The following is a 26685-nucleotide window of genomic DNA, read 5'->3' as shown; positions in this document are numbered from 1 at the left end:
TCATTAATTCAAAATCGATTTTAATTACCTCTAATGCATTTTTGTGTTTTCTAAATTTTTTGATAGCCAAAAAAACCTCAGAATCAATTTTAAGACTATTTTTAAGCGTTTTAAGACATTTTTCAGTAATTAACAAATGTTAATAAAAATCGCTCAAACTAGCTAAAAAGCTTTTAATAGGCCTTATTAATTCGTATATTTGTAAGTATCCAAAAATGATGCGCAGGCGTCATTTTTTTATTGTAAAAAATTAAGATTTAAAGATATAATTCATGAGCGAAGAAAATAAAAAACAGTATTCGGCTGATAGTATTCAGGCACTTGAGGGCATGGAACATGTGCGCATGCGTCCGTCTATGTACATTGGAGATGTTGGTGTAAGAGGATTACACCATTTAGTATATGAAGTTGTAGACAACTCCATTGATGAAGCTTTGGCTGGACATTGTGATAATATCACTGTAACCATAAATGAGGATAACTCTATAACTACTGAAGATGATGGTCGTGGTATTCCTGTGGATCTGCATAAAAAAGAAGGTGTCTCAGCATTAGAAGTTGTTATGACCAAAATTGGTGCAGGTGGTAAGTTTGATAAGGACTCCTATAAAGTATCAGGTGGTTTGCATGGTGTTGGGGTTAGTTGTGTTAATGCGCTATCTGAACATTTAAAAGCAACTGTTTATAGAGATGGTAAGGTATGGGAGCAGGAATATGAGCGCGGAAAAACACTTTATCCTGTAAAGCAAATCGGCGATACTGATAAAAGAGGTACTACGGTAACCTTTAAGCCAGATCCAACCATTTTTACACAGACTTTAGAGTATAGCTATGATACCTTGGCTAGTAGAATGCGTGAATTGGCTTACCTTAATAAAGGTATAACCATACATTTGGTTGATAGACGCCATAAAAAGGATGATGGTTCTTTCGAAGGGGAAACATTCCATTCTGAAAACGGTTTGCCAGAATTTGTTAAATATTTAGATGGTAACCGTGAACCATTAATGCAAGATGTTATTGCATTTGAAGGTGAAAAAAATGGTGTTCCAGTTGAGGTCGCCATGGTTTATAATACATCTTATGCCGAGAATTTACATTCATACGTAAATAATATCAATACACATGAAGGCGGAACGCATCTTTCTGGTTTTCGTCGTGGACTGACTCATACACTTAAAAAATATGCCGATGAATCGGGAATGTTGGATAAATTGAAGTTCGATATTGCTGGTGACGACTTCCGTGAAGGTTTAACAGCAATTGTTTCGGTTAAAGTGGCAGAACCACAATTTGAAGGGCAAACGAAGACCAAACTGGGTAACAGAGAAGTGTCGGCTTCAGTGAGTCAGGCGGTTTCAGAAATGCTTACCGATTATTTGGAAGAACATCCGGATGATGCTAAAACCATAGTTCAAAAAGTAATTTTAGCGGCTCAAGCACGTCATGCTGCTCAAAAGGCACGTGAGATGGTGCAGCGTAAAACGGTTATGAGCATTGGAGGCTTACCAGGTAAATTAAGTGATTGTTCAGAACAGGATCCAGCAAAATGCGAGGTGTTCTTGGTTGAGGGTGACTCGGCAGGTGGTACAGCCAAACAAGGACGTGATCGTGCTTTTCAAGCTATCTTACCATTACGTGGTAAAATTTTAAATGTTGAAAAAGCCATGACGCACAAGGTGTTTGAGAACGAAGAGATTAAAAACATTTTTACCGCACTTGGCGTGACTATCGGGACGGAAGAAGATAGTAAAGCCTTGAACCTTTCAAAACTTCGTTACCATAAGATTGTTATTATGTGTGATGCTGATATTGATGGAAGCCATATTGCGACCTTAATTTTGACTTTCTTTTTTAGATACATGCGTGAATTGATTGAAAATGGTCATGTTTATATTGCAACACCACCACTATATTTGGTTAAAAAAGGAAATAAAAAACAATATGCTTGGAATGATAAAGAACGCGATATTATTGCTGAAGAATTTGGAGGAAGTGTCAGTGTTCAACGATACAAAGGTCTTGGGGAAATGAATGCTGAACAATTATGGGATACGACCATGAATCCGGAATTCAGAACTTTACGCCAAGTGAATATTGATAACGGTAGTGAAGCCGATAGAATTTTCTCAATGCTTATGGGTGACGAAGTACCACCTCGTAGAGAATTCATTGAAAAGAATGCTATTTACGCCAATATCGATGCGTAAGGTCATTTTGCTATGTTGCTTTTGTCCATTTTTTGGGTATTCGCAGTTTGAAGGTTTTCAGAATGACTTGGATGCAGTTACGCAAGATTTAATTTTTCTCACTGAAAAATATATTTCTCCAGCAGCTGATGCTTCGGTATACCAGGCATCAGGTGGTTGGTACACTAATTTTACCCCTAAAAGTAAATTTGATGTAGAGATATCTTTGCAATACAACTTATTGTTTATACCGAATAGTAAGAAAAACTTTATTGTGAATGAGTCTGAATTACAAAATTTAGGAATTCAAGGAACTGCAACATCTGCACAAATTCCAACAGCATTGGGAGGCGATAATTTTGTGGTTCTGGAAGGTCGTATAGGTGAAGAAACTTTTGAGTTTGATTCGCCTGAAGGAATAGGACAAGAAACGGTTAAACATGGTCAAATACAAGCAACTGTAGGACTTTGGAAACAGACGAATCTAATCGTAAGATATGCTCCTAATATAAAGATTAATGAAACTAAATATAGTTCTTTTGGATTTGGATTAGCCCATCATTTAAATCAATGGATAAAACCTTTGATGGAAAGTAGCTATCACTTCGGGTTATTGATGACTTATACAAACTATTATGTTGAAGATGAGTTTAATGAAGCCGATTTGATTTTGGGAACTATCAATGCCATAAAGGTTAAGGGAAATTCAATTGGTTTCAATTTAGTAGCTTCTAAATCAGTCAAACAATTTGATTTTTCAACGGCTATTGGATTGGCTTCAACAAAGTTTAATTATGAAGTTGGAGGTTCCAATAAACAGGATTTTATTGATGTTTTAGGCTATTTAAATGATTCGTTGGGATCTTTGGAGGGAACTGAAACCAATGTAAAGTTTGATTTAAACGTCAATTACAGAATAAAGGATTTCTCATTAAATACGATGTTGACTCTAGGTCAATATGCTAATTTAAACATGGGAGTTAGTTATAATATTAATTAGAGTTTCAATCCCTTAATCGTATTCAAATTCATACATTTGCAAAAAAATATAAATAACAAAAAACATATAAATTATCATGAAAGTTACAGTAGTTGGAGCAGGAGCAGTTGGTGCTAGTTGTGCAGAATATATTGCCATCAAAAATTTTGCCAGTGAAGTTGTGTTACTGGACATTAAAGAAGGCTTTGCTGAAGGTAAAGCGATGGATTTAATGCAAACCGCTTCCTTAAACGGATTTGATACAAAAATTACAGGAATTACAAATGATTATTCAGCAACTGCTAATAGTGACATTTGTGTTATTACTTCTGGTATCCCGAGAAAACCTGGTATGACACGTGAGGAGCTTATCGGTATTAATGCTGGAATTGTAAAATCAGTATCATCAAGTTTAATTGAGCACTCTCCAAATACAATCATTATTGTAGTAAGTAACCCTATGGATACTATGACTTATTTAGTTCATAAAACAACCAATTTACCAAAGCATAGAATCATTGGAATGGGTGGAGCTTTAGATTCAGCACGTTTTAAATATCGTTTAGCCGAAGCTTTAGGTGCACCAATCAGTGATGTGGATGGCATGGTAATTGGCGGCCACAGTGATGTTGGAATGGTGCCTTTAACGCGTTTAGCAACAAGGAATAGTGTTTTAGTGTCAGAATTTTTATCTGAAGATAGATTGAATCAAGTTAAAGAAGATACCAAAGTTGGTGGAGCTACCTTAACAAAATTATTGGGAACATCAGCATGGTATGCGCCAGGGGCTGCTGTTAGTGGCTTGGTACAGGCTATAGCTTGTGACCAAAAGAAATTGTTCCCTTGCTCTACATTGTTAGAGGGCGAATACGGTTTAGATGATATTTGTATCGGAGCACCAGTAATTTTAGGAAAGAATGGTATCGAGAGGGTTGTTGAAATTGATTTAAGCGATGCTGAAAAAGAGCATTTACAAACCAGTGCCGAAGGTGTTAGAAAAACTAACGGACTTTTAGAACTATAATTAAGTAACAAAAATGTAAGTTGTGATACTAACACTAAAACAACTTCAACTATTCAATAAATTTTAAAAATAAATCAAATGAAAAAAATACTTTTTGTTTTAGTATGTGTATTAAGTTTGTCATCATTTGCTCAAGAAGCAATAACTGAAGGTATAGCAAAATCAAAGCAAACCATGTCTAGTGACAATGAACAAATGCAAGCACAGTTAGCAATGATAGGTGAAGTGTTGACAACCACTTACTTTAAAGATAATAAAACACGTTCTGAAACTTTTAATTTAATGTCAGGGAATTCCATAACTATCATGAATGCCGACACTAAAGAAATGTTGATTATGATGGATAATCAAATGGTTGGCAAAAAATACATGACAAAAAGTATGGAGCCAGGAGAGGAAGACATGAAAGATGTTACTATTGAAAAGGGAGATGAAACTAAAACTGTTTTAGGCTATGAATGTCAAGAATACAATTTGACTGTGTCTAAAGATGGAGCTGAAGTGAAAATGGATATGTTTGTGACTGATAAAATTTCAGCCATTTCCAATCAAGCAGTTCAAATGGGTACTAAAGTGGAAGGTTTTCCGCTATATATGGAAATGACCATGTCGCAAATGGGCATGAATATTAAAATTACCCACGAAGTGACAGAGATTAAAAAGGAAACCGTTTCTGATGAAAAATTTGAAATGACTCCTGAAGAAGGTTATGAAAAAACCGATAAGTTAATGGGTTTTTAAGATGAAGTAACTCATATTTACACCTAATCCCGTAAAATTATGCATTATATATAAAGACTGTAGCAATACAGTCTTTATTTTTTTATATTTGGCGCATGAGAAAGAAAATACATATTGGTATTTTAATCCTGATTTTGACTTGTTTGGGTGTTGTTAGCCAACAGCAAACTCACAAAGCCAATCAGGAAATTGTTTTTCATTTCAATGATGTCCGGCCTTCATCGAGTGAGGCTCAAAGCACTATTCAAATTGTAAAAAGCAAGTTACAGGAGTTAGGTGTTGAAAATATTAAAATCACTAATCAAGATGATGAGAAATTAAAAATCACCTATTACAGCAAGGCAGATATTGCTAGTGTAAAAGAGGTGGTTTTTAATGAAATGAAATTAAGTCTTGATTTCGCATTTAAAACTAATAAAACTGATAGTGATCATTCATCAAATTCCAACGAGGTTGATTTTGATTTAGATATCTATGAAATACAAAACACGCATCAATCCAATTCTGGTTTGGACAACTGTGTTCTGGTCAAAAAATCTAAAATAGACCGATATTTTGATCCAAATTCCTGGTTTGCTTTCATTGGAACACATCTCAATAATGATTGTGATAACCAAAAAGTTGCCTTTAGGATATGGTGTTATGTTGAAAATACAATCAGTAACCCATCTTATGTTTTTCCAGAAGTTAGAGCAGGACCCGCTCATTTTGGGAATTCATAATTAATCTTCCCTTTTCAAAAAATCTTAAAAATGATCATGACGTGAAAATGATTATTTTAATTAGTCTTCGTTAGATACCATGAAGACTTTTTACAACTATTTTATTTAAAAGAATTAATTGTCAGATTTTGTAGTAAATTCTATATTTGCTCGGTTTTAAAAAATTTGACCCTAAAATATTTATACAATGCAAAATAAAGGATTAGTAAAACTATTTGCGGTGTTGTTTGGTTTGGTTAGTATCTACCAATTGTCATTCACATTTAAGGCAAATAGCATTGAAGATACTGCTGTGGCAGTTTCTAACGGTGATGAAGTTAAAGAGCGCAAGTATCTAGACTCTTTATCAAATGAAGATGTATTTAATTTAGGTATTGCTAACTATACCTATAATGAAGTGAAGGAAAATGCCATGAATTTAGGTCTTGACCTAAAAGGTGGTGTTAGTGTTATTCTTCAAGTATCTGTAAAGGATATCTTAAAAGGTCTTGCTAACTATAGTAAAGATCCAGTTTTTAATAAAGCGCTAGACGATGCTTCAGAACTTCAGAAGAACAGCCAAAATGATTTTGTTGAAGACTTTTTCATAGCCTTTGATGCTATTAAGGGTGATACTAAATTAGCATCTCCAAATATTTTCTATACCCGTGCTTTAGACGGTGAAATTGAAGGTTCTATGACTGATGATGATGTGAAGCCTATTATCAGACGTAAAATTGATGAGTCAATCGTTTCGGCTTTCGAAGTATTGCGTAAGCGTATTGATGAGTTTGGTGTCACATCACCAAGTATCCAACGTTTAGGTAGTTCAGGACGTATTTTGGTTGAATTGCCAGGTGTTAAAGACAAAGAACGTGCTATTAAGTTATTACAAAGTACTGCTCAATTGGAGTTTTGGGATGTTTACAAGCGTGATTTGTTTGGTCCGTTTTTAGTTGAAGCCAACAACTTGCTAAAGGATATGGAAGCTCCAAAGGTTGATTCAGAAACCGAAGCTACAGATCAAGAAGCTGAAGAGGCTACTGAAGACGATGCTATTGCTGACTTATTAGGGTCAGATCCAGATTCAACAGCAGTTGAAGTGAATCCTTTAAGAGATTTATTATTTCAATCACCTAATCCTGCAGTTTTAGCGGTTGTTAATATTAAGGATAAGGACAAAGTCACGGAGTATTTGAATATGCCGCAAGTAAGAGCTTTGTTACCTGCTGAACAACGTAATGTAAAATTTGTATTTGGCAAACCAGCAAAGGATAGTGAAGTAGTCGATTTATATGCTTTAATTGGTAACCGAGATAATGTACCACCATTAAGTGGTGCAGTGGTAACTGATGCTAGACAAGACTATGATGCTGTTGGAAAACCAACGGTTTCTATGCAAATGAATGCTAAAGGTGCGAAGATTTGGGAGGAAATGACAGGTCGTGCCTATACTCAAGGAACACAAATAGCCATTGCTTTAGATAATGTGGTGTATTCAGCACCTGGTGTAACTACCGGACCTATTTCAGGTGGTAACTCATCTATTTCTGGAAATTTCACTTTAAATGAAGCAACCGATTTAGCCAACGTATTGCGTGCTGGTAAGTTACCAGCTTCAGCTGATATTATTCAAGGTGAAGTTGTTGGTCCATCATTAGGGCAAGAGGCCATTGATAGTGGTAAAATGTCGTTTTTAATTGCATTAGGCTTGGTATTGGTTTGGATGTTCCTTTACTATGGCAAGGCTGGTTTATTTGCTGATATTGCCATGTTATTTAACATCGTATTAATTTTTGGCGTGTTGTCAGGCCTTGGAGCTGTATTAACCTTGCCAGGTATTGCGGGTATTGTTTTAACCATAGGTATGTCGGTGGATGCTAACGTACTGATCTTTGAGCGTATTCGAGAGGAATTAGCAAAAGGAAAAGGTATGAAGGAATCTATTGCCGATGGTTTTAGTAATGCACTGTCTTCAATTTTAGATGCCAATATCACGACAGGTTTAACCGCATTGATATTGTTTATTTTTGGAACGGGACCAATCAAAGGTTTTGCCACGACGTTATTAATAGGTATTGGTACATCCTTATTTACGGCTATTTTCATCACGCGTTTATTGGTTGATTGGTATACTGAAAGAGGTGGAAGCCTTGACTTTAGCACAGCAATAACCAAAAACCTATTTAGAAATATTGATATTAATTTCTTGAGAAAACGTAAAGCAGCTTATATCATATCAGGTGCATTAATCTTAATAAGTCTAGGATCGTTATTTACAAATGGATTGGACCAAGGTGTTGACTTTGTTGGAGGTCGTACCTATCAAGTGCGTTTTGACCAAGATGTCAGTGCCAATGAAATATCATCTGAATTGATGGATGCTTTTGGTAGTGCAGAGGCTAAAACATTTGGTAGTGCCAATCAGTTGAAAATCACAACGAAGTTCAAGGTAAACGAGACTGATAATGCTGTTGATGAAGAAATTAGAACAATGTTATATAATGAACTTCAGCCTTATTTGAATGGTATTTCTTACGACGATTTTATTAAAGATGATGCTCATAAAACAGTTGGTTTGATGAAGTATTATAAGGTGAGTCCTACGATTGCTGATGATATCAAACAGGCATCATTCTGGGCTATTTTAGGGTCGTTGATTGTTGTGTTCTTATATATCTTATTCAGATTTAAAAGATGGCAATTCTCACTGGGTGCGGTTGCCGCTGTTTTCCATGATGTTTTGATTGTTTTAGGGGTATTCTCATTGACTTACAAGTACATGCCTTTCAGTATGGAAATTGACCAGGCATTTATTGCCGCCATATTAACGGTAATTGGTTACTCGTTAAATGATACGGTTGTTGTATTTGATAGAATTCGTGAATTCTTTAATGAGCATACATCATGGCCATTTAATAAAGTTATTAATGTATCTTTGAGCAGTACGTTAAGTAGAACATTGAATACGTCTTTAACTACGTTAGTGGTATTGTTAGCCATCTTCATTTTTGGAGGTGATTCCATAAGAGGGTTCATGTTTGCATTGATTGTTGGTGTGATCGTAGGTACCTACTCATCATTATTTATAGCAACACCTCTAATGTATGATTCAGTTAAGAAAGGTGATGCTAAAGAAGCTCTAAAAAATAAAGTAAAAGAAGAGGATTTGGATGAAGCAAAAGCGTAATTCCAAATTCTAATTAAAACAAAAAAGCCTTTTTGAATCTTCAAAAAGGCTTTTTTGTTAAATTCAGTTTTTAGATTATTGTTTGGTATAAGTTATTTTATCTCCCACTTGTAAATTCCATTGTTTTACCAAACCAGCATTGACTTCCAACACATATTTCGCTGGTGCATTTGAAGGAAGGGAATTTTCGTTCAGGGGTTGGGCATTTTCCTGAAAACTAACTATGGTTTTTTTATCATCTAAATAGATAATATCCAATGGGAAACGTGTGTTTTTCATATAAAATGAACGTGGCCTGGAATCATCAAAAACAAATAACATCCCATGATTTTCATTCATGGATTCCCGATACATTAAGCCTGTCTGTGTTTCAAACTCATTATCAGCAATCTCGATATCTAGAATTTTGATTAAGGAATCATTAGAAGCTTTAAGTATTTGCAGCTCACCTTCTTTTTTAAAAGTAACTTTCTTTTGGCTTACTGTTTTAGGTTCATCCTTGCATGAAGTAACAGATGTTAAAATAATAGAACTAGATAATATTGCTATTCTAAAATATTGCCGAATCATAAAACAATTATTGAGCAGATTTTGGTTTAAAAAGAAACATAAAATAAAGTCCGATTAAAATAAACGGAATACTTAACATCTGGCCTGTGTTTAAACCTAACATAGTAATATATTCGTCACCTTGAGGTTCTTTGACAAACTCCACAAAAAACCGAATGGTCCAAAGCATTATTAAGAACAGACCAAACAAAAATCCAGCTTGTTCTGATTTTTTAGTTTTATTGTAAACGTACCATAAAATTAGAAAAACAAAAATGTAGCAAAATGATTCGTACAACTGTGCAGGATGCCTGTAGGGTACGGCCTCCAAAAGATTTTGAAATTGAGGATTGCTTGCAATAGCGTTGTAAGCTTCTTGCGGACTTTGAATGCCTGTAAGCTGAATGGCCTCGTTCTTCGTATATTCTTCTTGAATAAAACGTACTCCAAAAGATGAATCAGTAACCTTACCAATGATTTCAGAGTTAATAAAGTTTCCTATTCTTATAAAAACAGCACCTGAAGCCACCGAAATGACAACACGGTCTAGTATCCACATCAAGGATTTATACTTGTATTTACGTCTGTATAAATACATACCGATTATGATGCCAATCGCAGCACCATGACTGGCAAGTCCTTGAAATCCAGTGAATTCAAACCCGCCTTTAAATCTAAATGGGAGAAAAATACTGAAGAAATCTTCTGATATCAATTCAGATTGATAAAATAATACGTGTCCCAAACGCGCCCCTAGCATGGTTGCTAAAACAGTATAAATGAAAAGCGGATCCAAATATTCTAAATTTACCTTTTCTTTAGTAAAAATGCGTTTCATGATATACCATCCTAAAAGAAAGGCAACAATCCACATCATACTGTAGAAATGTAATTTAAAATTTCCAACAATATCTATACCTGTAATAGGATTCCAATCAAATTTCAGTAAATACATAGGTTTTTAATTGATGTAGTAAATATATATAATTGAAAACGGATACGAAAGCAATGAAATGAAAGACATGATATTTTAAGGAACTGGGTCATAACCTGAACCACCCCAAGGATGACAACTAAAAATCCTTTTTATGGCTAATTTACCACCTTTCCATAAACCATATTTCTCCAAGGCTTCCTTTGAATAGTGGGAACAAGTAGGCTGATATCTACAAGCAGCAGGTGTCAGAGGAGATATAAAAATTTGATAGACTTTTATTAGAAATAGTAGAGGTGCAATCAGTATTTTTTTCATGACTAATTAGTCGAAAAAGTGGTACCATCCCTACTGTCGTTTAATTGAATACCAGCTTCAGCCAATTCATCACGAATTTTATCTGATAATGCGAAATCTTTATTGGCGCGGGCTTCTTGCCTCAATTGAATTAAAATTTCTACAGCTCCTGAAAGCTTGTCAGAATCCGTATTAGATTTTGTAGCATTTTCCAAGCCTAAAATATCAAATACAAATGCATGCATAGAGTCTTTTAATTCAGCTAGATCACTATGTGTTATACTTGCAGATCCATCTTTAATCTGATTAATATATTTTACCGCTTCAAACAAGTTTGCTATGACAATGGGCGTATTGAAATCATCATTCATAGCGTCATAACATTTTTGTTTCCATTCGGATATATTAAAACTTGATTTTTCGCTAGTTTTTAAAACGTCCAGTAAATTGATGGCATCCATTAGTCTGAAAAATCCTTTTTCACTAGCCAATAAACCATCATTGGTGAAATCTAATACACTTCTGTAGTGTGCTTGAAGCATGAAAAAACGCGCAACACTAGGAGAATAAGCTTTGGTGATATGAGGATTGTCTCCTGTGAAAATTTCATTAGGTAAAATGTAATTCCCGGTTGACTTGGCCATTTTTTTACCGTTCATAATCAGCATATTAGCATGCATCCAATAGTTAACAGGAGCAACGTTGTTGGTTGCTTCAGCTTGGGCAATTTCACACTCATGATGCGGAAATTTTAAATCCATTCCACCGCCGTGAATATCAAAATGCTCGCCTAAATATTTTGTACTCATAGCGGTACATTCTAGATGCCATCCTGGAAAACCATCACTCCAAGGAGACGGCCAACGCATGATGTGTTGTGGTTCGGCTTTTTTCCAAAGGGCAAAATCTTGAGGATTTTTTTTGTCACTTTGACCATCTAAAGTCCGAGTGTTATGAATGAGATCTTCAACATTACGCTTGCTCAAAATACCGTAAGGTTTGGTTTCATTATATTTTAAAACGTCAAAATAAACAGAGCCATTTACAACGTAGGCCAAATCATTATCAATAATTTTCCTGATAATTTCTATTTGTTCGATAATATGACCGGTAGCTGTCGGTTCAATGCTTGGTGGTAAAAAATTGAATTTGTTTAAGATATTGTGAAAGTCAACAGTGTAGCGTTGTACAACTTCCATAGGTTCAATTTCCTCCAATCGCGCTTTTTTAGCAATACGATCTTCTCCAACATCAGCGTCATTCTCCAAATGACCAGCGTCCGTAATATTTCTGACATATCGAACTTTATAACCTAAATGCTTAAAATAGCGAAATATCATATCAAAAGACATGAAGGTTCTAACGTTGCCTAGATGGACATTGCTGTATACTGTAGGTCCACAGACATACATGCCAACATGTCCATCATTAATGGGTTTGAATATTTCTTTTTCGCCGCTTAAAGTGTTGTAAACTTTAATTTGCTGTTGGTCAAATAATTGCATGAAATTAGGTTAGGTTTAATTAAAACGAAGTGTCAAGTTTTATGTAGTCAAGAAATTCTCTGCGAGTAGCCTTTTCTTTGAATTTGCCACCAAATTCAGATGTGACTGTGCTGCTCTCGGTATCTCTAATGCCTCTGGAATTAACGCATAAATGCTTGGCATCAATAACACAGGCAACATCTTCTGTTCCCAAAACTTCTTGCAGTTCTTTAACTATTTGAATGGTCAATCGTTCCTGTACTTGAGGTCGCTTGGCATAATAATCAACAATACGATTCATTTTGGATAAACCAACAACGGTACCATTGGAAATATAAGCAACATGTGCTTTTCCAACAATAGGCAATAAGTGGTGTTCGCAGGTTGAATAGACCGTGATATTTTTTTCAACCAACATTTCGCCATACTTGTATTTGTTTTCAAAGGTTGAAGCGCTTGGTTTTTTGGCTGGATCCAGGCCGCCAAAAAGTTCCTTCACAAACATCTTCGCAACTCTGTTAGGGGTTCCTTTAAGACTATCATCTGTCAAATCAAGGCCTAAAGTTTCCATGATACGCCTAACATCATCTTTGATAATTTCAATTTTTTCGTCTTGATTCAGTTTAAAGGCATCTTTGCGTAGTGGTGTGTTGGCAGAAGTACCAATATGGTCATTGCCCATAGCATCAAAATCTTCTATATCAGTATTAAATTTCATGTAATAGAAATATAAGGGTTTTAATCTGCAAAGATAAGCATTTCCATTTTTTCAAAATATGTTATTAACAAACAATTAATTTCACCGAATTTTTAAGGGCTTTTTTCTATTTTTTTCTTATTTTTCGTCGCTTATAGCTATATTGCTAAAATTATAGTTTTCGTACCCCTGTCTATCTTTTAAAAAATTAAAATACCCTCTTTCAATGAAAAAGTTAATTACGCTATTTTTAATTGTTATTGCCCATTCTATCTATGCTCAAGGGCCAGGCTGTCCAAACGTTCAGGCAGGTCCTAATCAGGTTATAGATTGTGACGATGCTGCCTGTGTAGATTTAACGGCTACCTATCTGGAAACAGGTGAAACAAATAGCTATGCAGTGTCATCAATCCCGTTCAACCCACCTTCAAATTTTAATGGATTAGCAAATCCACTTTTTGTGAATATAGATGATATTTGGAGTGGTGTTGTTAATTTACCTTTTGAATTTTGCTTTTTTAATAATAATTATAATCAATTAATTGTTGGAGCTAATGGGGGTATAAGTTTTGATGTAAGTAATGCCAATACTTTTAATGGGTGGGCTTTCAGTCAGACTATACCAAATAATACAAACGCGACATTGGCAGATGTAAATATCTTTGGTGCCGTTCACGATATTGACCCAGCTGCCAGTAATGGAACTCATGAAATTGGATGGGAGGTAAAGGGTACAGCACCTTGTAGAACCTTTGTGGTTAGCTATTTTAATGTAGCGCAATTTTCATGTAATAATTTAAAAACGTTTCAACAGATAGTGTTGTATGAAGGTACAAACACTATTGAAGTATATATTTTAGACAAACCAACATGTTTAACTTGGAATAATGGAAATGCGGTAATCGGAATTCAAAATCCTGCTGGTACGATAGCTTATACACCACCAGGAAGAAATACAGGCAATTGGTCTGCTAGTATTGAAGCTTGGCGATTTACGCCTAATGGCACCCCGAACTATGATATAACATGGTATGATGGGGGTGGTAGCCCAATTGGAAATTCGGATACAGTTAACGTTTGTCCAACTGCTGATGAAACATTCACCGTTGAGGTAGAATACACAAATTGTGACGGTAGTACTTTTACAGATTCAGATACCGTAACAGTATCTGTAAGCACAGGAGGAGGCAATGCTGATTTCACGATGACACCAACCTGTGATGGAGCAATTGCAACCATCAACGGAGATACAGGCGGAACCTTTACATTGAACCCCGACCCAGGCGCACCAGTATCGATAGACCCAGCTACGGGTGTGGTAACCGGTGGAACACCAGGAGTTACTTATACGGTAGATTACACAATTGGTGGTGCTTGTCCTGCGAATGACACGCAATCATTTACAGTACTTACGGCCGCAGATGCTAGTTTTACCATGACAGCGACCTGTGATGGCGGAACAGCAACCATCAACGGTGATGCAGGCGGAACCTTTACATTGAATCCAGATCCAGGCGCACCAGTGTCGATAGACCCAGCCACGGGAGTGGTAACCGGTGGAACACCAGGAGTTACCTACACAGTAGAATATACAATAGCAGGAACTTGTGGGGACAGCGATACCCAGACGGTAACAGTCTTACCAGAGGACGATCCAAGCTTTACGATGACAGCGACTTGTGATGGCGGAACAGCTACCATAACGGGTGATGCAGGCGGAACCTTTACATTGAACCCAGATCCAGGCGCACCAGTATCTATAGACCCGGCAACGGGTGTGGTAACAGGAGGAACACCAGGAGTTACTTATACAGTAGAATATACAACAGCGGGAGTCTGCCCAGACAGCGATACCCAGACGGTAACAGTCTTACCAGAGGACGACCCAAGCTTTACGATGACAGCGACCTGTGATGGCGGAACAGCTACCATAACGGGTGATGCAGGCGGAACCTTTACATTGAACCCAGATCCAGGCGCACCAGTATCTATAGACCCGGCAACGGGTGTGGTAACAGGAGGAACACCAGGAGTTACTTATACAGTAGAATATACAACAGCGGGAGTCTGCCCAGACAGCGATACCCAGACGGTTACTGTATTAACGGAAGGCAATGCTGATTTCACGATGACGCCAACCTGTGATGGAGCAACTGCAACCATCAACGGAGATACCGGCGGAACCTTTACATTGAACCCCGACCCAGGCGCACCAGTATCGATAGACCCGGCTACAGGAGTGGTAACCGGTGGAACACCAGGAGTTACTTATACGGTAGATTACACAATTGGTGGTGCTTGTCCTGCAAATGACACGCAATCATTTACAGTACTTACGGCCGCAGATGCTAGTTTTACCATGACAGCGACCTGTGATGGCGGAACAGCAACCATCAACGGTGATGCAGGCGGAACCTTTACATTGAACCCCGACCCAGGCGCACCAGTGTCGATAGACCCAGCTACGGGAGTGGTAACCGGTGGAACACCAGGAGTTACCTACACAGTAGAATATACAATAGCAGGAACTTGTGGGGACAGCGATACCCAGACGGTAACAGTCTTACCAGAGGACAATCCAAGCTTTACGATGACAGCGACCTGTGATGGAGGAACAGCAACCATCAACGGTGATGCAGGCGGAACGTTTACATTGAATCCAGATCCAGGCGCACCAGTATCGATAGACCCAGCTACGGGTGTGGTAACGGGTGGTACACCAGGAGTTACTTATACAGTAGAATATACAACAGCGGGAGTCTGCCCAGACAGCGATACCCAGACTGTAACGGTATTGCCAGAGGACGATCCAAGCTTTACGATGACAGCGACCTGTGATGGCGGAATAGCAACCATCAATGGTGATGCAGGCGGAACCTTTACGTTAAACCCAGACCCAGGTGCACCAGTATCTATAGACCCGGCTACGGGTGTGGTAACGGGTGGTACACCAGGAGTTACCTATACAGTAGAATATACAACAGCAGGAGTCTGTCCAGACAGTGATACCCAGACGGTAACGGTCTTACCAGAGGACGACCCAAGCTTTACGATGACAGCTACCTGTGATGGTGGAACAGCTACCATCAATGGTGATGCAGGCGGAACCTTTACGTTAAACCCAGACCCAGGTGCACCAGTATCGATAGACCCGGCTACGGGTGTGGTAACGGGTGGTACACCAGGAGTTACTTATACAGTAGAATATACAACAGCGGGAGTCTGTCCAGACAGCGATACCCAGACGGTAACGGTCTTGCCAGAGGACGACCCAAGCTTTACGATGACCGCGACTTGTGATGGCGGTACTGCCACAGTCAGTGGTACAGCTGGCGGAACATTTACGTTAAACCCAGATCCAGGTGCACCAGTGTCGATAGACCCAGCTACGGGTGTGGTAACCGGTGGAACACCAGGAGTTACCTACACAGTAGAATATACAACAGCAGGAGTCTGTCCAGACAGTGATACCCAGACGGTAACGGTCTTACCAGAGGACGACCCAAGCTTTACGATGACGGCGACTTGTGATGGCGGTACGGCTACCATCAACGGAGATACAGGAGGAACCTTTACATTGAATCCAGATCCAGGGGCACCAGTATCGATAAACTCGACTACAGGGGAGGTGACTGGTGGTACAGGCGGAGTCACTTATACGATAGAATATACAACATCTGGTAGTTGTCCTGCGAGTACTACTCAAGATGTGACTGTTCTTACTGAAGCGAATACTGACTTCACAATAACGGCAACTTGCGATGGTGGAACAGCTACCATAACAGGTGATGTTGGTGGAACATTCACCTTAAATCCGGATCCAGGTGCACCAGTATCGATAGATTCAGCTACGGGTTTAGTAACTGGTGGAACACCAGGTGTTACCTATACCGTTCAATATGAAATTACAGGAGCTTGTAGTGGTAGTTCGACGCAAGACGTTACTGTGTTACCGATACCTTCAATAGTGGACCCAACGCCATTGGTAGTTTGCGATGATGATGTCAGTGATGGCATGACCGAACTGGATTTAACCATTAAAAACGATGAAATAGCTGCTGGTAATTCAGATTATGTTGTTACCTACTACAACAGCTTGGTTGCAGCCGAATCTGGTTCTCCAGAAGTTTCACCTTCAGATGATGCCTATATAGGAACCGATGGTGAAGTAGTATACATTAGAGTTGAAGATTCCAATACAGGGTGTTTCACAACCACGACATTGGTTTTAAATGTAACCAATGGACCCGATGTCAATCCATTGACACCATTGACATATTGTGATCCCGACAATGATAATTTGGGTGACTTTGACCTATCAACTACCAGAGATGAAATTCTGGCTAGTGATGCGACACTAGATGTATCTTTCCATTTAACCCTTCAAAATGCACAAGATGATGTGAATCCACAGGGAGATACCTTATCGAATGTGGCAGGACAAATAATCTATGTACGAGTTGATTATGGAGATAATGATGATTGCCCGACCATTGTGCAGTTGCAGTTGATAGTAGAGCCGACACCAGAAATACCGACATCCATTGATCCGTATGTGATATGTGATGATGATTTTGATGGAACAGCCTCATTTGATTTAACAATCATGGACGCTACCATTTACGGTACACAAAACCCGGCAGACTTTATATTGACCTACCATGAGACATTAGCAGATGCTGAAGCATCTCCAGGATTGAATCCTATAATGGAACCGCAACTATCTGACTACGTATCTGGAAATACAACTATTTATGTCAGGTTGGAAGGATTAAACGGATGTATAAAAGTTGGGCAATTTGATTTAATGGTTAACCCATTGCCAGTTATACCGGCTGAAGCACAAGATGGCATCTTTGAAGTATGTGATGACACGAACGATAATGATGGTTATGCCATTTTTGATCTAACATCTCAAAATGATGCTTATACAGGTGGTGATGTGACATTGAGTGTTGATTATTTTGAAACAATGGCCGATATTCCAAGCAATCCAATAGCCAATTATGAATCCTATCAAAATACATCGATAGGCGGATTGCCACACAACCCACAGACCATCTTTGTGACGGTTACCGAAACAACCAGTGGCGGAAATTGTTCATCCATGACCACTTTGACATTAGTGGTCAATACGTTGCCGACGCCCAATGATGTATTGCCTGATATGATTACTTGTGATGACAACAATCCAGGTGATTTACAGGAAGAGTTTGATTTGACCCTCAACGAAGGATTAATGTTGAACGATTTTGATGAAACGGTAACATACCATGAATCGATGGCCGATGCAGAATCAGGGGAGAACCCTATTTCAAACGAAACAGCTTACACCAATATTGCAACACCTCAAACCATTTATGTGCGTGTAACCAATACAGGAGATCCAAACAATGCATCTGATGATGGCACTGGATGTTATACAATCATAACTTTTGATTTAATAGTTAATCCAATTCCGATGTTTACGCCAGATGATTTATATACAATTTGTGTCAATACCAATGGCACCGAAGTTGTTGGATCACCAACCATTGACACGGGATTGAGTGCCACGGACTATACTTTTGAATGGGAAGACCCGAATGGTGTTATCGTCAGTATTGATTCGAGCTATACAGCTGTTCAGGCTGGGGCACATATTGTTACCATAACGAATATAGATACCCAATGTTTCAATGTTATATCAGTTAACGTTGAAGAAAGTTCACCGCCAATTGTAGATGCAACGGTTGTAACTGAAGCCTTTGCCGATGACAATGTTATTCAAGTGATTGCCTCGGGTGATGGAGCGGCATCTTATGAGTTTAGTATTGATAATGGGCCATGGGTGAGCAACGAGCCAAACGACAATACCTATACCTTTACCAACGTTACTCCAGGGGAACACTTCATACAGGTTAGAGATATTTACGGTTGTGGTATTGGAAGCGATACGGTTTTGGTTATGGACTACCCACTGTTCTTTACACCAAACAACGATGGCGATAATGACACTTGGCAGATATCAGGAATCAGTTCACAGATGGATGCCAAGATCTACATCTTTGACAGATATGGCAAACTGTTAAAACAGTTGAGTCCTTCCAGCCCAGGTTGGGATGGAACATTAAATGGTTACCCATTACCTTCTAGTGATTATTGGTTTACAGTGGATTATAGAGAGCCATCGAATGATGCTGCTAAACAATTCCAAGCACATTTTACATTGAAGAGATAGAGATAAAGGTAAGTATAAAAAAGGGGAGCAAACTTTACGTTTGCTCCCCTTTTTTATCTAAAATAAATATATAAGTATTACATATTAAAGCTTAACGTAAACGTTAAAGTAGAATTTTTAGCATCAATGTTGGCTACATCGGTTAAACCAACATTATATAATGATGTTAGGTTTGATTGATTGGTTTGGTCAAAAGTAACATCTAATTTAATGACATTACCAAAATTATAACCAACACCAAAAGAATATCCTGATAAGTCTCCAACTGTAGTGCCATTCTCATAAGGACTCTCTTCAAAACGATAACCACCTCTTAAGCTAAATTGGTTAATTTTGGCTTCACCACCTATACGGTAAGTAGAGGCAGTAGTTAGATTATTACTAATAATGTTGTTCTGTTGTCTAAAGTAATTATCTGAAGTTGGTCTAAATTTAGAATTACTATAATCTTTCAAGGAATAGTCGAAACTAATCAACCCATATTTTCCAAACACATAAGCTAAACTTCCAGTAACTCTTCCGGGAGTTTGCAATCTGTAAGTTGGATATATATTTATGACCCGAGGATCTATAGTAACTGAAGCATTGGTACCATTATCATCAACAATAGTTCTTAAGTATTGAGAAGATTCTTCAGAAATGTTAAACCAAGTTGGCGAATTGAAAGTAAAACCTGCCCGTAGTTGTTCTGTAATTTTGACTATGGTGCCTAACTGAAAAGAAAAGCCAGAACCTACAGTAAATAAATTGTTTTCAAACCTAACCTCGTTAACAAGTGAACCTTGATTATTATTGCTTTCATAAAGAAAAGTTGATCTTTCAAAATTGATAAAATGAGAATTTAAATTTAAACCTAAATAAACTCTATCTCCAAATTGAGTAGCTGCATTGACAGTAAATTTACCATTATAACCTGTTGATGCGTAACTATAATCTTGATAGTAGTCTCCTGAGGCTATATTTGATGTGTAGGATGTATTGTTGTCCGTATTGTCAACAGGTTCAAGGATGTAAGATTCATAACCTAAAAAAGCTTGTTGGTTACCATAACCATAAATACTACCAATTTCAGAATAGGCTTGAGTGTAGGTTTCTCCTGGTAATGCTGATATTTCATCAAGACGCCTGCCATTGGCGTAATGCAAAAAGTAAGTGTCAATGGAATTATTGGTATTGGTTCCAATAGCATACCAGTCATTGTCGTAATCCTGAATTTTGTCATAAGCAACGCTTAAAGCAAATTTTTTCCAGGAAGAATTGGTATTTCTATTATTGAATACAAATGCAGCTCCCGTTTGATTTAAATCAATATTACGGTTTTTAGATTTTTCAAATCCATTGTAGAACTGTGTCTCATTTTTGGTTTGTAAATTTGATAATGATAACGAGATGTGACTGGAATTAAAAACTGCAGATCCTGCTGGATTTATTCCAACGGCACTCATATCACCTCCTAAAGCACCAAAGGCACCACTTAAACCTCTAAATCTGGCTGTTCCTTGAATATTGTCTTCTGAATACCTTAACGCATCAGTCAAGTCTTGAGCATTGACTATACTTACCATTAGAGTAAATACGGCCAACAAAATTTTATTTTTCATATACAATTTTATTTTTTTTTAAAAACCACCTCTTCTTCCGCCGCCACCTGAACTTCTTCCGCCGCCCATAGATGAACTACCTCTTGAAGGTGAGGAATAACTTCTGCTAGGTGTAGAACTGTTATTATAACTTCGTGTTGTTGGTCTGTTTGTTCTAACTCTAGGTGTCGTATTGGAACGGTTTCTTGTTCTAGGTTGTGTAGTGGTTCTTGTTCTTGTTTTACCTTCAGAATTGTAATTTGTTCGTGGTCTTGTTGTATTGCGAACTCTTGGTTTGCCTTCAGAATTGTAATTAGATCTTGGTCTACCAGAGCTATAATCAGTATTAATTCGTCTGCCAGTATTGTAGCGACTTAAATATGAATTGCTATTCAAACCATATCTGTTTGATCTACCCATATATGCAGTACCTCTTCTGCCGTTGGTATATGAAATACTATTCCTGTAATAATATGGGTTATAAAAACCAGCACCATAATAAGGTGGGTAATAGGCCCATCCATAACCAGGATAACCCCAACCCCAGCCAGCATTCCAGCCCCAGCCGGCATTCCAGCCCCAGCCAGCGTTCCAGCCCCAGCCAGCGTTCCAACCCCAGCCATAATATGGATATCCCCATCCCCAGCCAGCGTTCCAACCCCAGCCAGTGTTCCAACCCCAGCCGTAATTAAAACCTCCTGAATAGACATTAATGGAAACATCAGTGTTTTCTTGCCCCCAGCCAGCATATTGATTGTATTCTACTTGAGTAGAATCCGACTCTTCTCTATAGTCACTTGAATAGTCATCTACATCTGTAAACACCTCATCTTGCGTGTAAATATCATATTCGTCTGCTTTTTCTTTGAAATAATTCTTGTAATAGGTATTGCTCGCATTTTGGTTGTCATAAACAACCACAGCGTCTTGATTATCAACAGGGACTTGGGTTGATCCATATATTCCATCATTGTCAGGTACATTCTGATAAGTACCACAAGATGTTAATGCAAGTAGCGCACTTATTATCAGTATTGAAGTTTTCGAAAAAAAGTAATTTTTAATAGGCATAACTAGCAATTTTAATTGTTGGACATTTCAAAAATAGTTAGTTTTGCTGAACTATTTTTATATTTAACATAGTCACAATATTTATGCCAAAACCTTGTATATGAGCAAAAAACTTACTAGTAGAGCAGATGATTATTCAAAATGGTACAACGAATTAGTTGTTAAGGCTGATATGGCAGAGAATTCGGCTGTACGTGGTTGTATGGTTATAAAGCCTTATGGATTTGCGATTTGGGAGAAAATTCAAGCAGAATTAGATAGGATGTTTAAAGAAACTGGTCATCAAAATGCTTATTTTCCGCTTTTTGTTCCTAAAAGTTTGTTTGAGGCTGAAGAAAAAAATGCTGAAGGTTTTGCTAAAGAATGTGCTATTGTCACCCATTATCGACTTCAAAATGACCCTGATAATAAGGGGAAATTGCGAGTTGATCCTGAAGCGAAATTAGAAGAGGAACTTGTGGTGAGGCCAACCAGTGAAGCTATAATTTGGAATACTTATAAAGGGTGGATTCAATCGTACCGCGACTTACCAATATTGGTAAACCAATGGGCAAATGTGGTGCGATGGGAAATGCGAACAAGGTTGTTTTTGAGAACGGCAGAATTTTTATGGCAAGAAGGACATACGGCTCATGCTACAGAAACTGAAGCGATCAAAGAGGCTGAACTGATGAATAATGTCTACGCCACTTTTGTAGAGAACTTTATGGCAATACCTGTTATAAAAGGAATTAAAACCGAAAGTGAACGTTTTGCGGGAGCTGTAGAAACCTATTGTATAGAGGCTTTAATGCAAGATGGCAAGGCCCTTCAAGCTGGTACCTCACATTTTTTAGGACAGAATTTTGCAAAAGCTTTTGATGTCAAGTTTGCCAATAAAGACGGTAAGCAGGATTATGTTTGGGCAACTTCTTGGGGTGTATCTACGAGATTAATGGGTGCTTTGATTATGACTCATAGTGATGATAACGGGTTGGTTTTACCTCCAAGTTTAGCACCTAACCAAGTTGTTATTGTGCCTATTTATAAATCTGAAGAGCAGTTAGAAGCTATTTCTAAATTGGTAAATATCATCATGGATGAATTACGCTCTAAAGGCATTTCTGTCAAGTATGATGATCGTAATACGTTACGTCCTGGTGCTAAATTTGCACAGCATGAATTACAAGGAGTTCCATTAAGGATATCTATTGGGCCAAAAGATTTGGAGAATGGCACAGTTGAATTGGCCAGGAGAGATACATTGACCAAAGAGGTAATATCTGTTGATAATTTAACATCAAAGGTAGTTGCGTTGATGGAGGAAATTCAAAATTCGTTATACTCAAAAGCACTTCAATTTAGAGATAATCATATCACTGAAGTTGATGATTTTGATACTTTTAAGCAAGTTTTGGAATCAAAAGGTGGTTTTATTTCAGCTCATTGGGATGGTACTGAAGAGACAGAATTGAAGATAAAAGAGTTGACTAAAGCGACTATTCGATGTATTCCAATAGATTCAAAAGAAGAAAAAGGTACTTGCGTTTATTCGGGTAACCCTTCAAAACAGCGTGTTTTATTTGCAAAAGCGTACTAAATTGTTTTTTTTCAAAAAAAGATTATTAAGTTATTGCAACATTTAAAAATAGTTGTATTTTTGCATCCGCAATGGAAACATTGAGAGTTATTTGAAAAGTATTGCAAGTGTAAGTTTTTAAATTTATATTTGCGCACTTGAAACCAAATGGCCCGTTCGTCTATCGGCTAGGACGCCAGGTTTTCATCCTGGTAAGAGGGGTTCGATTCCCCTACGGGCTACAATTTTAATAATAAAAGAACAAATGGCAAATCATAAGTCAGCGTTAAAGAGAATTAGAAGTAACGAAGCGAAACGCTTAAGAAACAGATATAAGCACAAAACAACTCGTAATGCAATCAAAAAATTGCGTGACATGAGTGATAAGAAAGAGGCTGAAGAATTATTGGTTTCTGTATCTTCTATGATTGATAAATTAGCAAAAAAGAACATTATTCACAATAACAAAGCTGCTAACCTGAAGTCTGGTTTAGCCAAGCACGTAGCGTCTTTGTAAAAAGTGAAATTAGATAAAGTTTAAAGCTCTTCTATGACGAAGGGCTTTTTTTATGGAATTAATTTAAATGGTTAAAAAAAATGCCTTGAAAATTTTCAAGGCATTTATATTTATATGATAAATGAAATTTATTTAACCATTCATGGAAATCAAGAACTCTTCGTTATTTCTTGTTTGTTTCACACGATCATTTATAAATTCCATGGCTTCCACAGGATTCATGTCGGCCAGATATTTTCTCATAACCCACATACGTTGAATCGTATTCTCATCCAATAGTAAATCATCACGACGCGTACTTGAAGATGTTAAATCGATAGCAGGGAAAATACGACGATTGGATATCTTTCTGTCCAATTGAAGTTCCATATTACCAGTTCCTTTAAATTCTTCAAAAATAACTTCATCCATTTTTGAGCCAGTTTCAGTAAGTGCTGTAGCAATTATGGTTAAAGAACCACCATTTTCTATATTACGTGCAGCACCAAAGAAACGTTTTGGTTTGTGTAGGGCATTAGCGTCAACACCACCACTTAATATTTTACCGGAAGCGGGTTGAACTGTGTTATAGGCTCTGGCCAAACGTGTTATGGAATCCAAAAGAATAACCACATCATGACCACACTCTACCAGTCGTTTTGCTTTTTCTAAAACAATATCTGCAATTTTAACATGCTCATGTGCTTCTTTATCAAAGGTTGAAGAAATAACTTCCCCTCTTACGTTACGTTGCATGTCGGTAACCTCTTCAGGTCTTTCATCAATGAGTAAAATCATTAAATAGACTTCTGGATGATTGGCGGCAATAGCGTTAGCTACGTCCTTAAGTAACATGGTTTTACCAGTTTTTGGTTGCGACACAATCATACCACGTTGACCTTTTCCTATCGGCGAAAACAAATCCATAATCCGAGTAGATATGGTACTTTGCTTTTCAGCGATATTAAATTTCTCTTTTGGGAAAAGAGGTGTTAGGTGTTCAAAAGCCACACGGTCTCTAACGACTTCAGGCTTTTGGCCATTTATTTTGTTAACCTTTATAAGCGGGAAATACTTTTCGCCTTCTTTGGGAGGTCTTACATTTCCTAAAACAGTATCACCTTTTTTCAGTCCGAACAAACGAATTTGAGATTGTGATACATAAATATCATCAGGTGAAGACAAGTAATTGTAATCGGATGATCTTAAAAAACCATAGCCATCTTGCATGATATCCAAGACGCCTTCACTTTCTATTATGGCATCAAACTCAAAATCGGGTTCGCGATAGCGGTTTCTGTTATCCTTGTTGCCATTATTATTATTATTATTATTATTATTATTGTTCGAATTCCCTTTATTATTGTCTCGCTTTTGACGATTATTATCTTTTTTCTTATCGTCTTGAGTGTTGCTTTTTTCTGATTCTCTTTTCTGATTAGAGTTGGGCTTCTGATTATTTGTGTTATCAGAAGACTTCTCATTGGAATCAGTTTTTTTATTGGGATTATTTTGCTGGTTTTGAATGCGTTGTCTAGGGCGTTTTTGAGCAGGTTTGGTATTTGTTTTTTCATTAGTCTTATCAGAAGAATCATCAGTGCTAACAACCTCTTTAACGGCTTTTGGATTAGCAGCTTGATGGTCTAGGATTTGATAAACTAAATCTAATTTTTTTAATGAACGGTATTTGGATACCTTTAATTTTTGAGCTATTTCCTGTAGTTCAGGAAGTTTCATTTCTTTTAATTGAGCTATTTCAAACATTGATACAATAAAATGTTTTGTTAAATAATTTAAGTTGAATAATTCCGAAGAAAAATTGATCTTATGTTTTTGAAGAATTAATAACTTACAACTGTGAGAGTTGCAAATTATTACTGCAATTATACAACTTTATTTTAATTTTTTAAGTTAATTTTAAAAAAGAAACCATTATTTTTGTGCCCGTTAAAAACGAAATTTAATGATTCAAAGAATTCAAACGCTTTATTTACTATTGGCTACAGTTGTTTCAGCTGGACTGATTTTTGTTTTTGAATTATGGACGAATCAGGATGGTGTTAAAGTCTTTGCGCAAGATGTTAGTTATGTTTTTGCGGGATTCTTATTGTCAGCAGTATTATCGTTAATAACCATTTTTAGATTTAAAAACAGAAAGTCACAATTTATGTTGGGACGACTGAATATCATATTAAACTTTATTTTACTAGGATTTTTTGTGTATCAATCTCTAAATTTATCTGGAGAAACGGTTGTTTCTGAGAAAGGTATTGGGATTTTTCTTCCTATTGTTTCTATCGTGTTTTTGGCATTAGCCAATAAAGCCATTAAAAAGGACGAAGATCTCGTAAAATCTGTAGATAGATTACGATAAACCTATCATCTTAGTATATTAGTGCGTGAGCCCAAGGTGAAGATCTTGGGCTTTTTTTATCTCTTGAATTCAATAACTTCAAGGTTTTCAATTTTTCTACCGTCAATGGTAAAGCGCAGCATGGTTCTGGCTTTATGAAAACCGTGTTTGCCAATTGCTCCAGGATTCATATGCAGTAAATTTAGTTTTTTATCGGGCATGACCTTTAAAATGTGTGAATGACCTGTTATGAACAATTGTGGCGGATTCTCTTTAATTTGTTCTCTAATTCTAGGGTTATACCTGCTTGGATATCCGCCAATATGAGTGATCCAAACATCAACTTCCTCACAAAAAAACCGATTATTTAATGGAAATTCCAATCGCGCTTTTTTGTCATCGATGTTTCCATAAACAGCACGTAAGGGTTTGAGAGCTTTAATAGAATCGGTTACTTTTAAGTCGCCAATATCGCCAGCATGCCAGACTTCATCAGCTTGCTTGACATACTTCAATATGCTATCATCAATATAACTATGTGTGTCTGAAAGTAGCAGGATTTTTTTCATTAAGAAAACATTGTGATTTAAAAGCTGGTATTTCTAATTATCTTTGTAGTTTC

General features: G+C 37.2%; 19 protein-coding genes and 1 tRNA gene. 11 read left to right on the top strand and 9 right to left on the bottom strand.

Going from position 1 to position 26685, the window contains the following annotated elements; translation table 11 throughout:
• Nucleotides 1–272: 272 nt before the first annotated feature.
• From gyrB to secDF, 6 genes are all read left to right on the top strand, one after another.
• A complete protein-coding gene (gene gyrB / locus C1T31_RS07900; protein ID WP_103051948.1) occupies nucleotides 273–2210 on the top strand; it encodes a DNA topoisomerase (ATP-hydrolyzing) subunit B in 1938 nt (645 codons plus the stop codon).
• The gene (locus C1T31_RS07895) at nucleotides 2203–3189 is read left to right on the top strand and encodes a DUF6588 family protein (RefSeq protein ID WP_103051947.1); all 987 of its coding nucleotides are present in this window, start codon (nucleotides 2203–2205) and stop codon (nucleotides 3187–3189) included. The genes gyrB and C1T31_RS07895 overlap by 8 nt, the downstream gene beginning before the upstream one ends.
• 76 nt (nucleotides 3190–3265) lie before the next feature.
• Entirely contained in the window at nucleotides 3266–4192 is a 927-nt protein-coding gene (mdh, locus tag C1T31_RS07890; RefSeq protein ID WP_103051946.1) for a malate dehydrogenase, read from the top strand.
• A 78-nt stretch (nucleotides 4193–4270) separates the two neighbouring features.
• Nucleotides 4271–4933 (top strand): hypothetical protein, encoded by a 663-nt coding sequence (locus C1T31_RS07885; protein ID WP_103051945.1) that lies wholly within the window; start codon nucleotides 4271–4273, stop codon nucleotides 4931–4933.
• A 95-nt stretch (nucleotides 4934–5028) separates the two neighbouring features.
• Entirely contained in the window at nucleotides 5029–5655 is a 627-nt protein-coding gene (locus C1T31_RS07880; protein WP_103051944.1) for a hypothetical protein, read from the top strand.
• Between the two features lie 187 nt (nucleotides 5656–5842).
• Nucleotides 5843–8824 carry a protein translocase subunit SecDF gene (secDF, locus tag C1T31_RS07875; protein ID WP_103051943.1) on the top strand — a complete coding sequence of 994 codons (2982 nt, stop codon included), beginning with the start codon at nucleotides 5843–5845 and terminating at the stop codon, nucleotides 8822–8824.
• A gap of 75 nt (nucleotides 8825–8899) precedes the next feature.
• Here secDF and C1T31_RS07870 read toward each other — a convergent pair whose 3' ends face one another.
• From C1T31_RS07870 to folE, 5 genes are all read right to left on the bottom strand, one after another.
• Nucleotides 8900–9394 (bottom strand): DUF192 domain-containing protein, encoded by a 495-nt coding sequence (locus tag C1T31_RS07870; protein ID WP_103051942.1) that lies wholly within the window; start codon nucleotides 9392–9394, stop codon nucleotides 8900–8902.
• 7 nt (nucleotides 9395–9401) lie between these two features.
• Entirely contained in the window at nucleotides 9402–10328 is a 927-nt protein-coding gene (gene lgt, locus C1T31_RS07865; RefSeq protein ID WP_103051941.1) for a prolipoprotein diacylglyceryl transferase, read from the bottom strand.
• A 75-nt stretch (nucleotides 10329–10403) separates the two neighbouring features.
• Nucleotides 10404–10625, bottom strand: a complete 222-nt coding sequence (gene yidD, locus C1T31_RS07860) for a membrane protein insertion efficiency factor YidD (protein ID WP_103051940.1) — start codon at nucleotides 10623–10625, stop codon at nucleotides 10404–10406.
• A gap of 2 nt (nucleotides 10626–10627) precedes the next feature.
• Nucleotides 10628–12109: a cysteine--tRNA ligase gene (gene cysS / locus C1T31_RS07855; protein WP_103051939.1), complete on the bottom strand. Its 1482-nt coding sequence runs from the start codon at nucleotides 12107–12109 to the stop codon at nucleotides 10628–10630.
• 19 nt (nucleotides 12110–12128) lie between these two features.
• The gene (folE, locus tag C1T31_RS07850) at nucleotides 12129–12806 is read right to left on the bottom strand and encodes a GTP cyclohydrolase I FolE (protein WP_103051938.1); all 678 of its coding nucleotides are present in this window, start codon (nucleotides 12804–12806) and stop codon (nucleotides 12129–12131) included.
• A gap of 205 nt (nucleotides 12807–13011) precedes the next feature.
• Between folE and C1T31_RS07845 the strand changes: the two genes are divergently transcribed.
• Entirely contained in the window at nucleotides 13012–19005 is a 5994-nt protein-coding gene (locus C1T31_RS07845; RefSeq protein WP_103051937.1) for a T9SS type B sorting domain-containing protein, read from the top strand.
• A gap of 77 nt (nucleotides 19006–19082) precedes the next feature.
• On the opposite strand, the gene C1T31_RS07840 is transcribed toward C1T31_RS07845, so the two are convergent.
• A complete protein-coding gene (locus C1T31_RS07840) occupies nucleotides 19083–20606 on the bottom strand; it encodes an OmpP1/FadL family transporter (RefSeq protein ID WP_103051936.1) in 1524 nt (507 codons plus the stop codon).
• Between the two features lie 18 nt (nucleotides 20607–20624).
• On the bottom strand, nucleotides 20625–21656 hold the full coding sequence (locus C1T31_RS14055; protein WP_165780089.1) for a hypothetical protein: 1032 nt from the start codon (nucleotides 21654–21656) through the stop codon (nucleotides 20625–20627).
• 100 nt (nucleotides 21657–21756) lie between these two features.
• On the opposite strand from C1T31_RS14055, the gene proS reads away from it, so the two are divergent.
• The 3 genes from proS (at nucleotide 21757) to rpsT (ending at nucleotide 23731) form a co-directional block, all read left to right on the top strand.
• Nucleotides 21757–23235, top strand: a complete 1479-nt coding sequence (gene proS / locus C1T31_RS07830; protein ID WP_103051935.1) for a proline--tRNA ligase — start codon at nucleotides 21757–21759, stop codon at nucleotides 23233–23235.
• Nucleotides 23236–23384: 149 nt separating this feature from the next.
• Nucleotides 23385–23456: transfer RNA gene (locus C1T31_RS07825), tRNA-Glu, on the top strand.
• A gap of 23 nt (nucleotides 23457–23479) precedes the next feature.
• The gene (gene rpsT, locus C1T31_RS07820) at nucleotides 23480–23731 is read left to right on the top strand and encodes a 30S ribosomal protein S20 (protein ID WP_103051934.1); all 252 of its coding nucleotides are present in this window, start codon (nucleotides 23480–23482) and stop codon (nucleotides 23729–23731) included.
• A 132-nt stretch (nucleotides 23732–23863) separates the two neighbouring features.
• On the opposite strand, the gene rho is transcribed toward rpsT, so the two are convergent.
• Nucleotides 23864–25474 (bottom strand): transcription termination factor Rho, encoded by a 1611-nt coding sequence (gene rho, locus C1T31_RS07815; protein WP_103051933.1) that lies wholly within the window; start codon nucleotides 25472–25474, stop codon nucleotides 23864–23866.
• Between the two features lie 199 nt (nucleotides 25475–25673).
• Here rho and C1T31_RS07810 point away from each other — a divergent pair, with 199 nt between their 5' ends.
• Nucleotides 25674–26084 carry a DUF4293 domain-containing protein gene (locus tag C1T31_RS07810; protein ID WP_103051932.1) on the top strand — a complete coding sequence of 137 codons (411 nt, stop codon included), beginning with the start codon at nucleotides 25674–25676 and terminating at the stop codon, nucleotides 26082–26084.
• Between the two features lie 56 nt (nucleotides 26085–26140).
• Here C1T31_RS07810 and C1T31_RS07805 read toward each other — a convergent pair whose 3' ends face one another.
• Nucleotides 26141–26632 (bottom strand): metallophosphoesterase family protein, encoded by a 492-nt coding sequence (locus C1T31_RS07805; protein ID WP_103051931.1) that lies wholly within the window; start codon nucleotides 26630–26632, stop codon nucleotides 26141–26143.
• Nucleotides 26633–26685: the final 53 nt, after the last annotated feature.

The organism is Hanstruepera neustonica (genome assembly GCF_002895005.1).
In the GTDB taxonomy this organism is placed as follows: domain Bacteria; phylum Bacteroidota; class Bacteroidia; order Flavobacteriales; family Flavobacteriaceae; genus Hanstruepera; species Hanstruepera neustonica.
This window is presented reverse-complemented; position numbering and strand designations above follow the sequence as displayed.

What these genes read in the sequence shown, in the direction of transcription:
- C1T31_RS07845 (WP_103051937.1), top strand. Translation starts at nt 13,012, where the DNA reads ATGAAAAAGTTAATTACGCTATTTTTAATTGTTATTGCCCATTCTATC.
- yidD (WP_103051940.1), bottom strand. Translation starts at nt 10,625, where the DNA reads ATGAAAAAAATACTGATTGCACCTCTACTATTTCTAATAAAAGTCTAT.
- secDF (WP_103051943.1), top strand. Translation starts at nt 5,843, where the DNA reads ATGCAAAATAAAGGATTAGTAAAACTATTTGCGGTGTTGTTTGGTTTG.
- gyrB (WP_103051948.1), top strand. Translation starts at nt 273, where the DNA reads ATGAGCGAAGAAAATAAAAAACAGTATTCGGCTGATAGTATTCAGGCA.
- C1T31_RS07805 (WP_103051931.1), bottom strand. Translation starts at nt 26,632, where the DNA reads ATGAAAAAAATCCTGCTACTTTCAGACACACATAGTTATATTGATGAT.
- mdh (WP_103051946.1), top strand. Translation starts at nt 3,266, where the DNA reads ATGAAAGTTACAGTAGTTGGAGCAGGAGCAGTTGGTGCTAGTTGTGCA.
- C1T31_RS14055 (WP_165780089.1), bottom strand. Translation starts at nt 21,656, where the DNA reads ATGCCTATTAAAAATTACTTTTTTTCGAAAACTTCAATACTGATAATA.
- rpsT (WP_103051934.1), top strand. Translation starts at nt 23,480, where the DNA reads ATGGCAAATCATAAGTCAGCGTTAAAGAGAATTAGAAGTAACGAAGCG.
- folE (WP_103051938.1), bottom strand. Translation starts at nt 12,806, where the DNA reads ATGAAATTTAATACTGATATAGAAGATTTTGATGCTATGGGCAATGAC.
- C1T31_RS07880 (WP_103051944.1), top strand. Translation starts at nt 5,029, where the DNA reads ATGAGAAAGAAAATACATATTGGTATTTTAATCCTGATTTTGACTTGT.
- C1T31_RS07895 (WP_103051947.1), top strand. Translation starts at nt 2,203, where the DNA reads ATGCGTAAGGTCATTTTGCTATGTTGCTTTTGTCCATTTTTTGGGTAT.
- C1T31_RS07870 (WP_103051942.1), bottom strand. Translation starts at nt 9,394, where the DNA reads ATGATTCGGCAATATTTTAGAATAGCAATATTATCTAGTTCTATTATT.
- rho (WP_103051933.1), bottom strand. Translation starts at nt 25,474, where the DNA reads ATGTTTGAAATAGCTCAATTAAAAGAAATGAAACTTCCTGAACTACAG.
- lgt (WP_103051941.1), bottom strand. Translation starts at nt 10,328, where the DNA reads ATGTATTTACTGAAATTTGATTGGAATCCTATTACAGGTATAGATATT.
- C1T31_RS07810 (WP_103051932.1), top strand. Translation starts at nt 25,674, where the DNA reads ATGATTCAAAGAATTCAAACGCTTTATTTACTATTGGCTACAGTTGTT.
- C1T31_RS07840 (WP_103051936.1), bottom strand. Translation starts at nt 20,606, where the DNA reads ATGAAAAATAAAATTTTGTTGGCCGTATTTACTCTAATGGTAAGTATA.
- proS (WP_103051935.1), top strand. Translation starts at nt 21,757, where the DNA reads ATGAGCAAAAAACTTACTAGTAGAGCAGATGATTATTCAAAATGGTAC.
- cysS (WP_103051939.1), bottom strand. Translation starts at nt 12,109, where the DNA reads ATGCAATTATTTGACCAACAGCAAATTAAAGTTTACAACACTTTAAGC.
- C1T31_RS07885 (WP_103051945.1), top strand. Translation starts at nt 4,271, where the DNA reads ATGAAAAAAATACTTTTTGTTTTAGTATGTGTATTAAGTTTGTCATCA.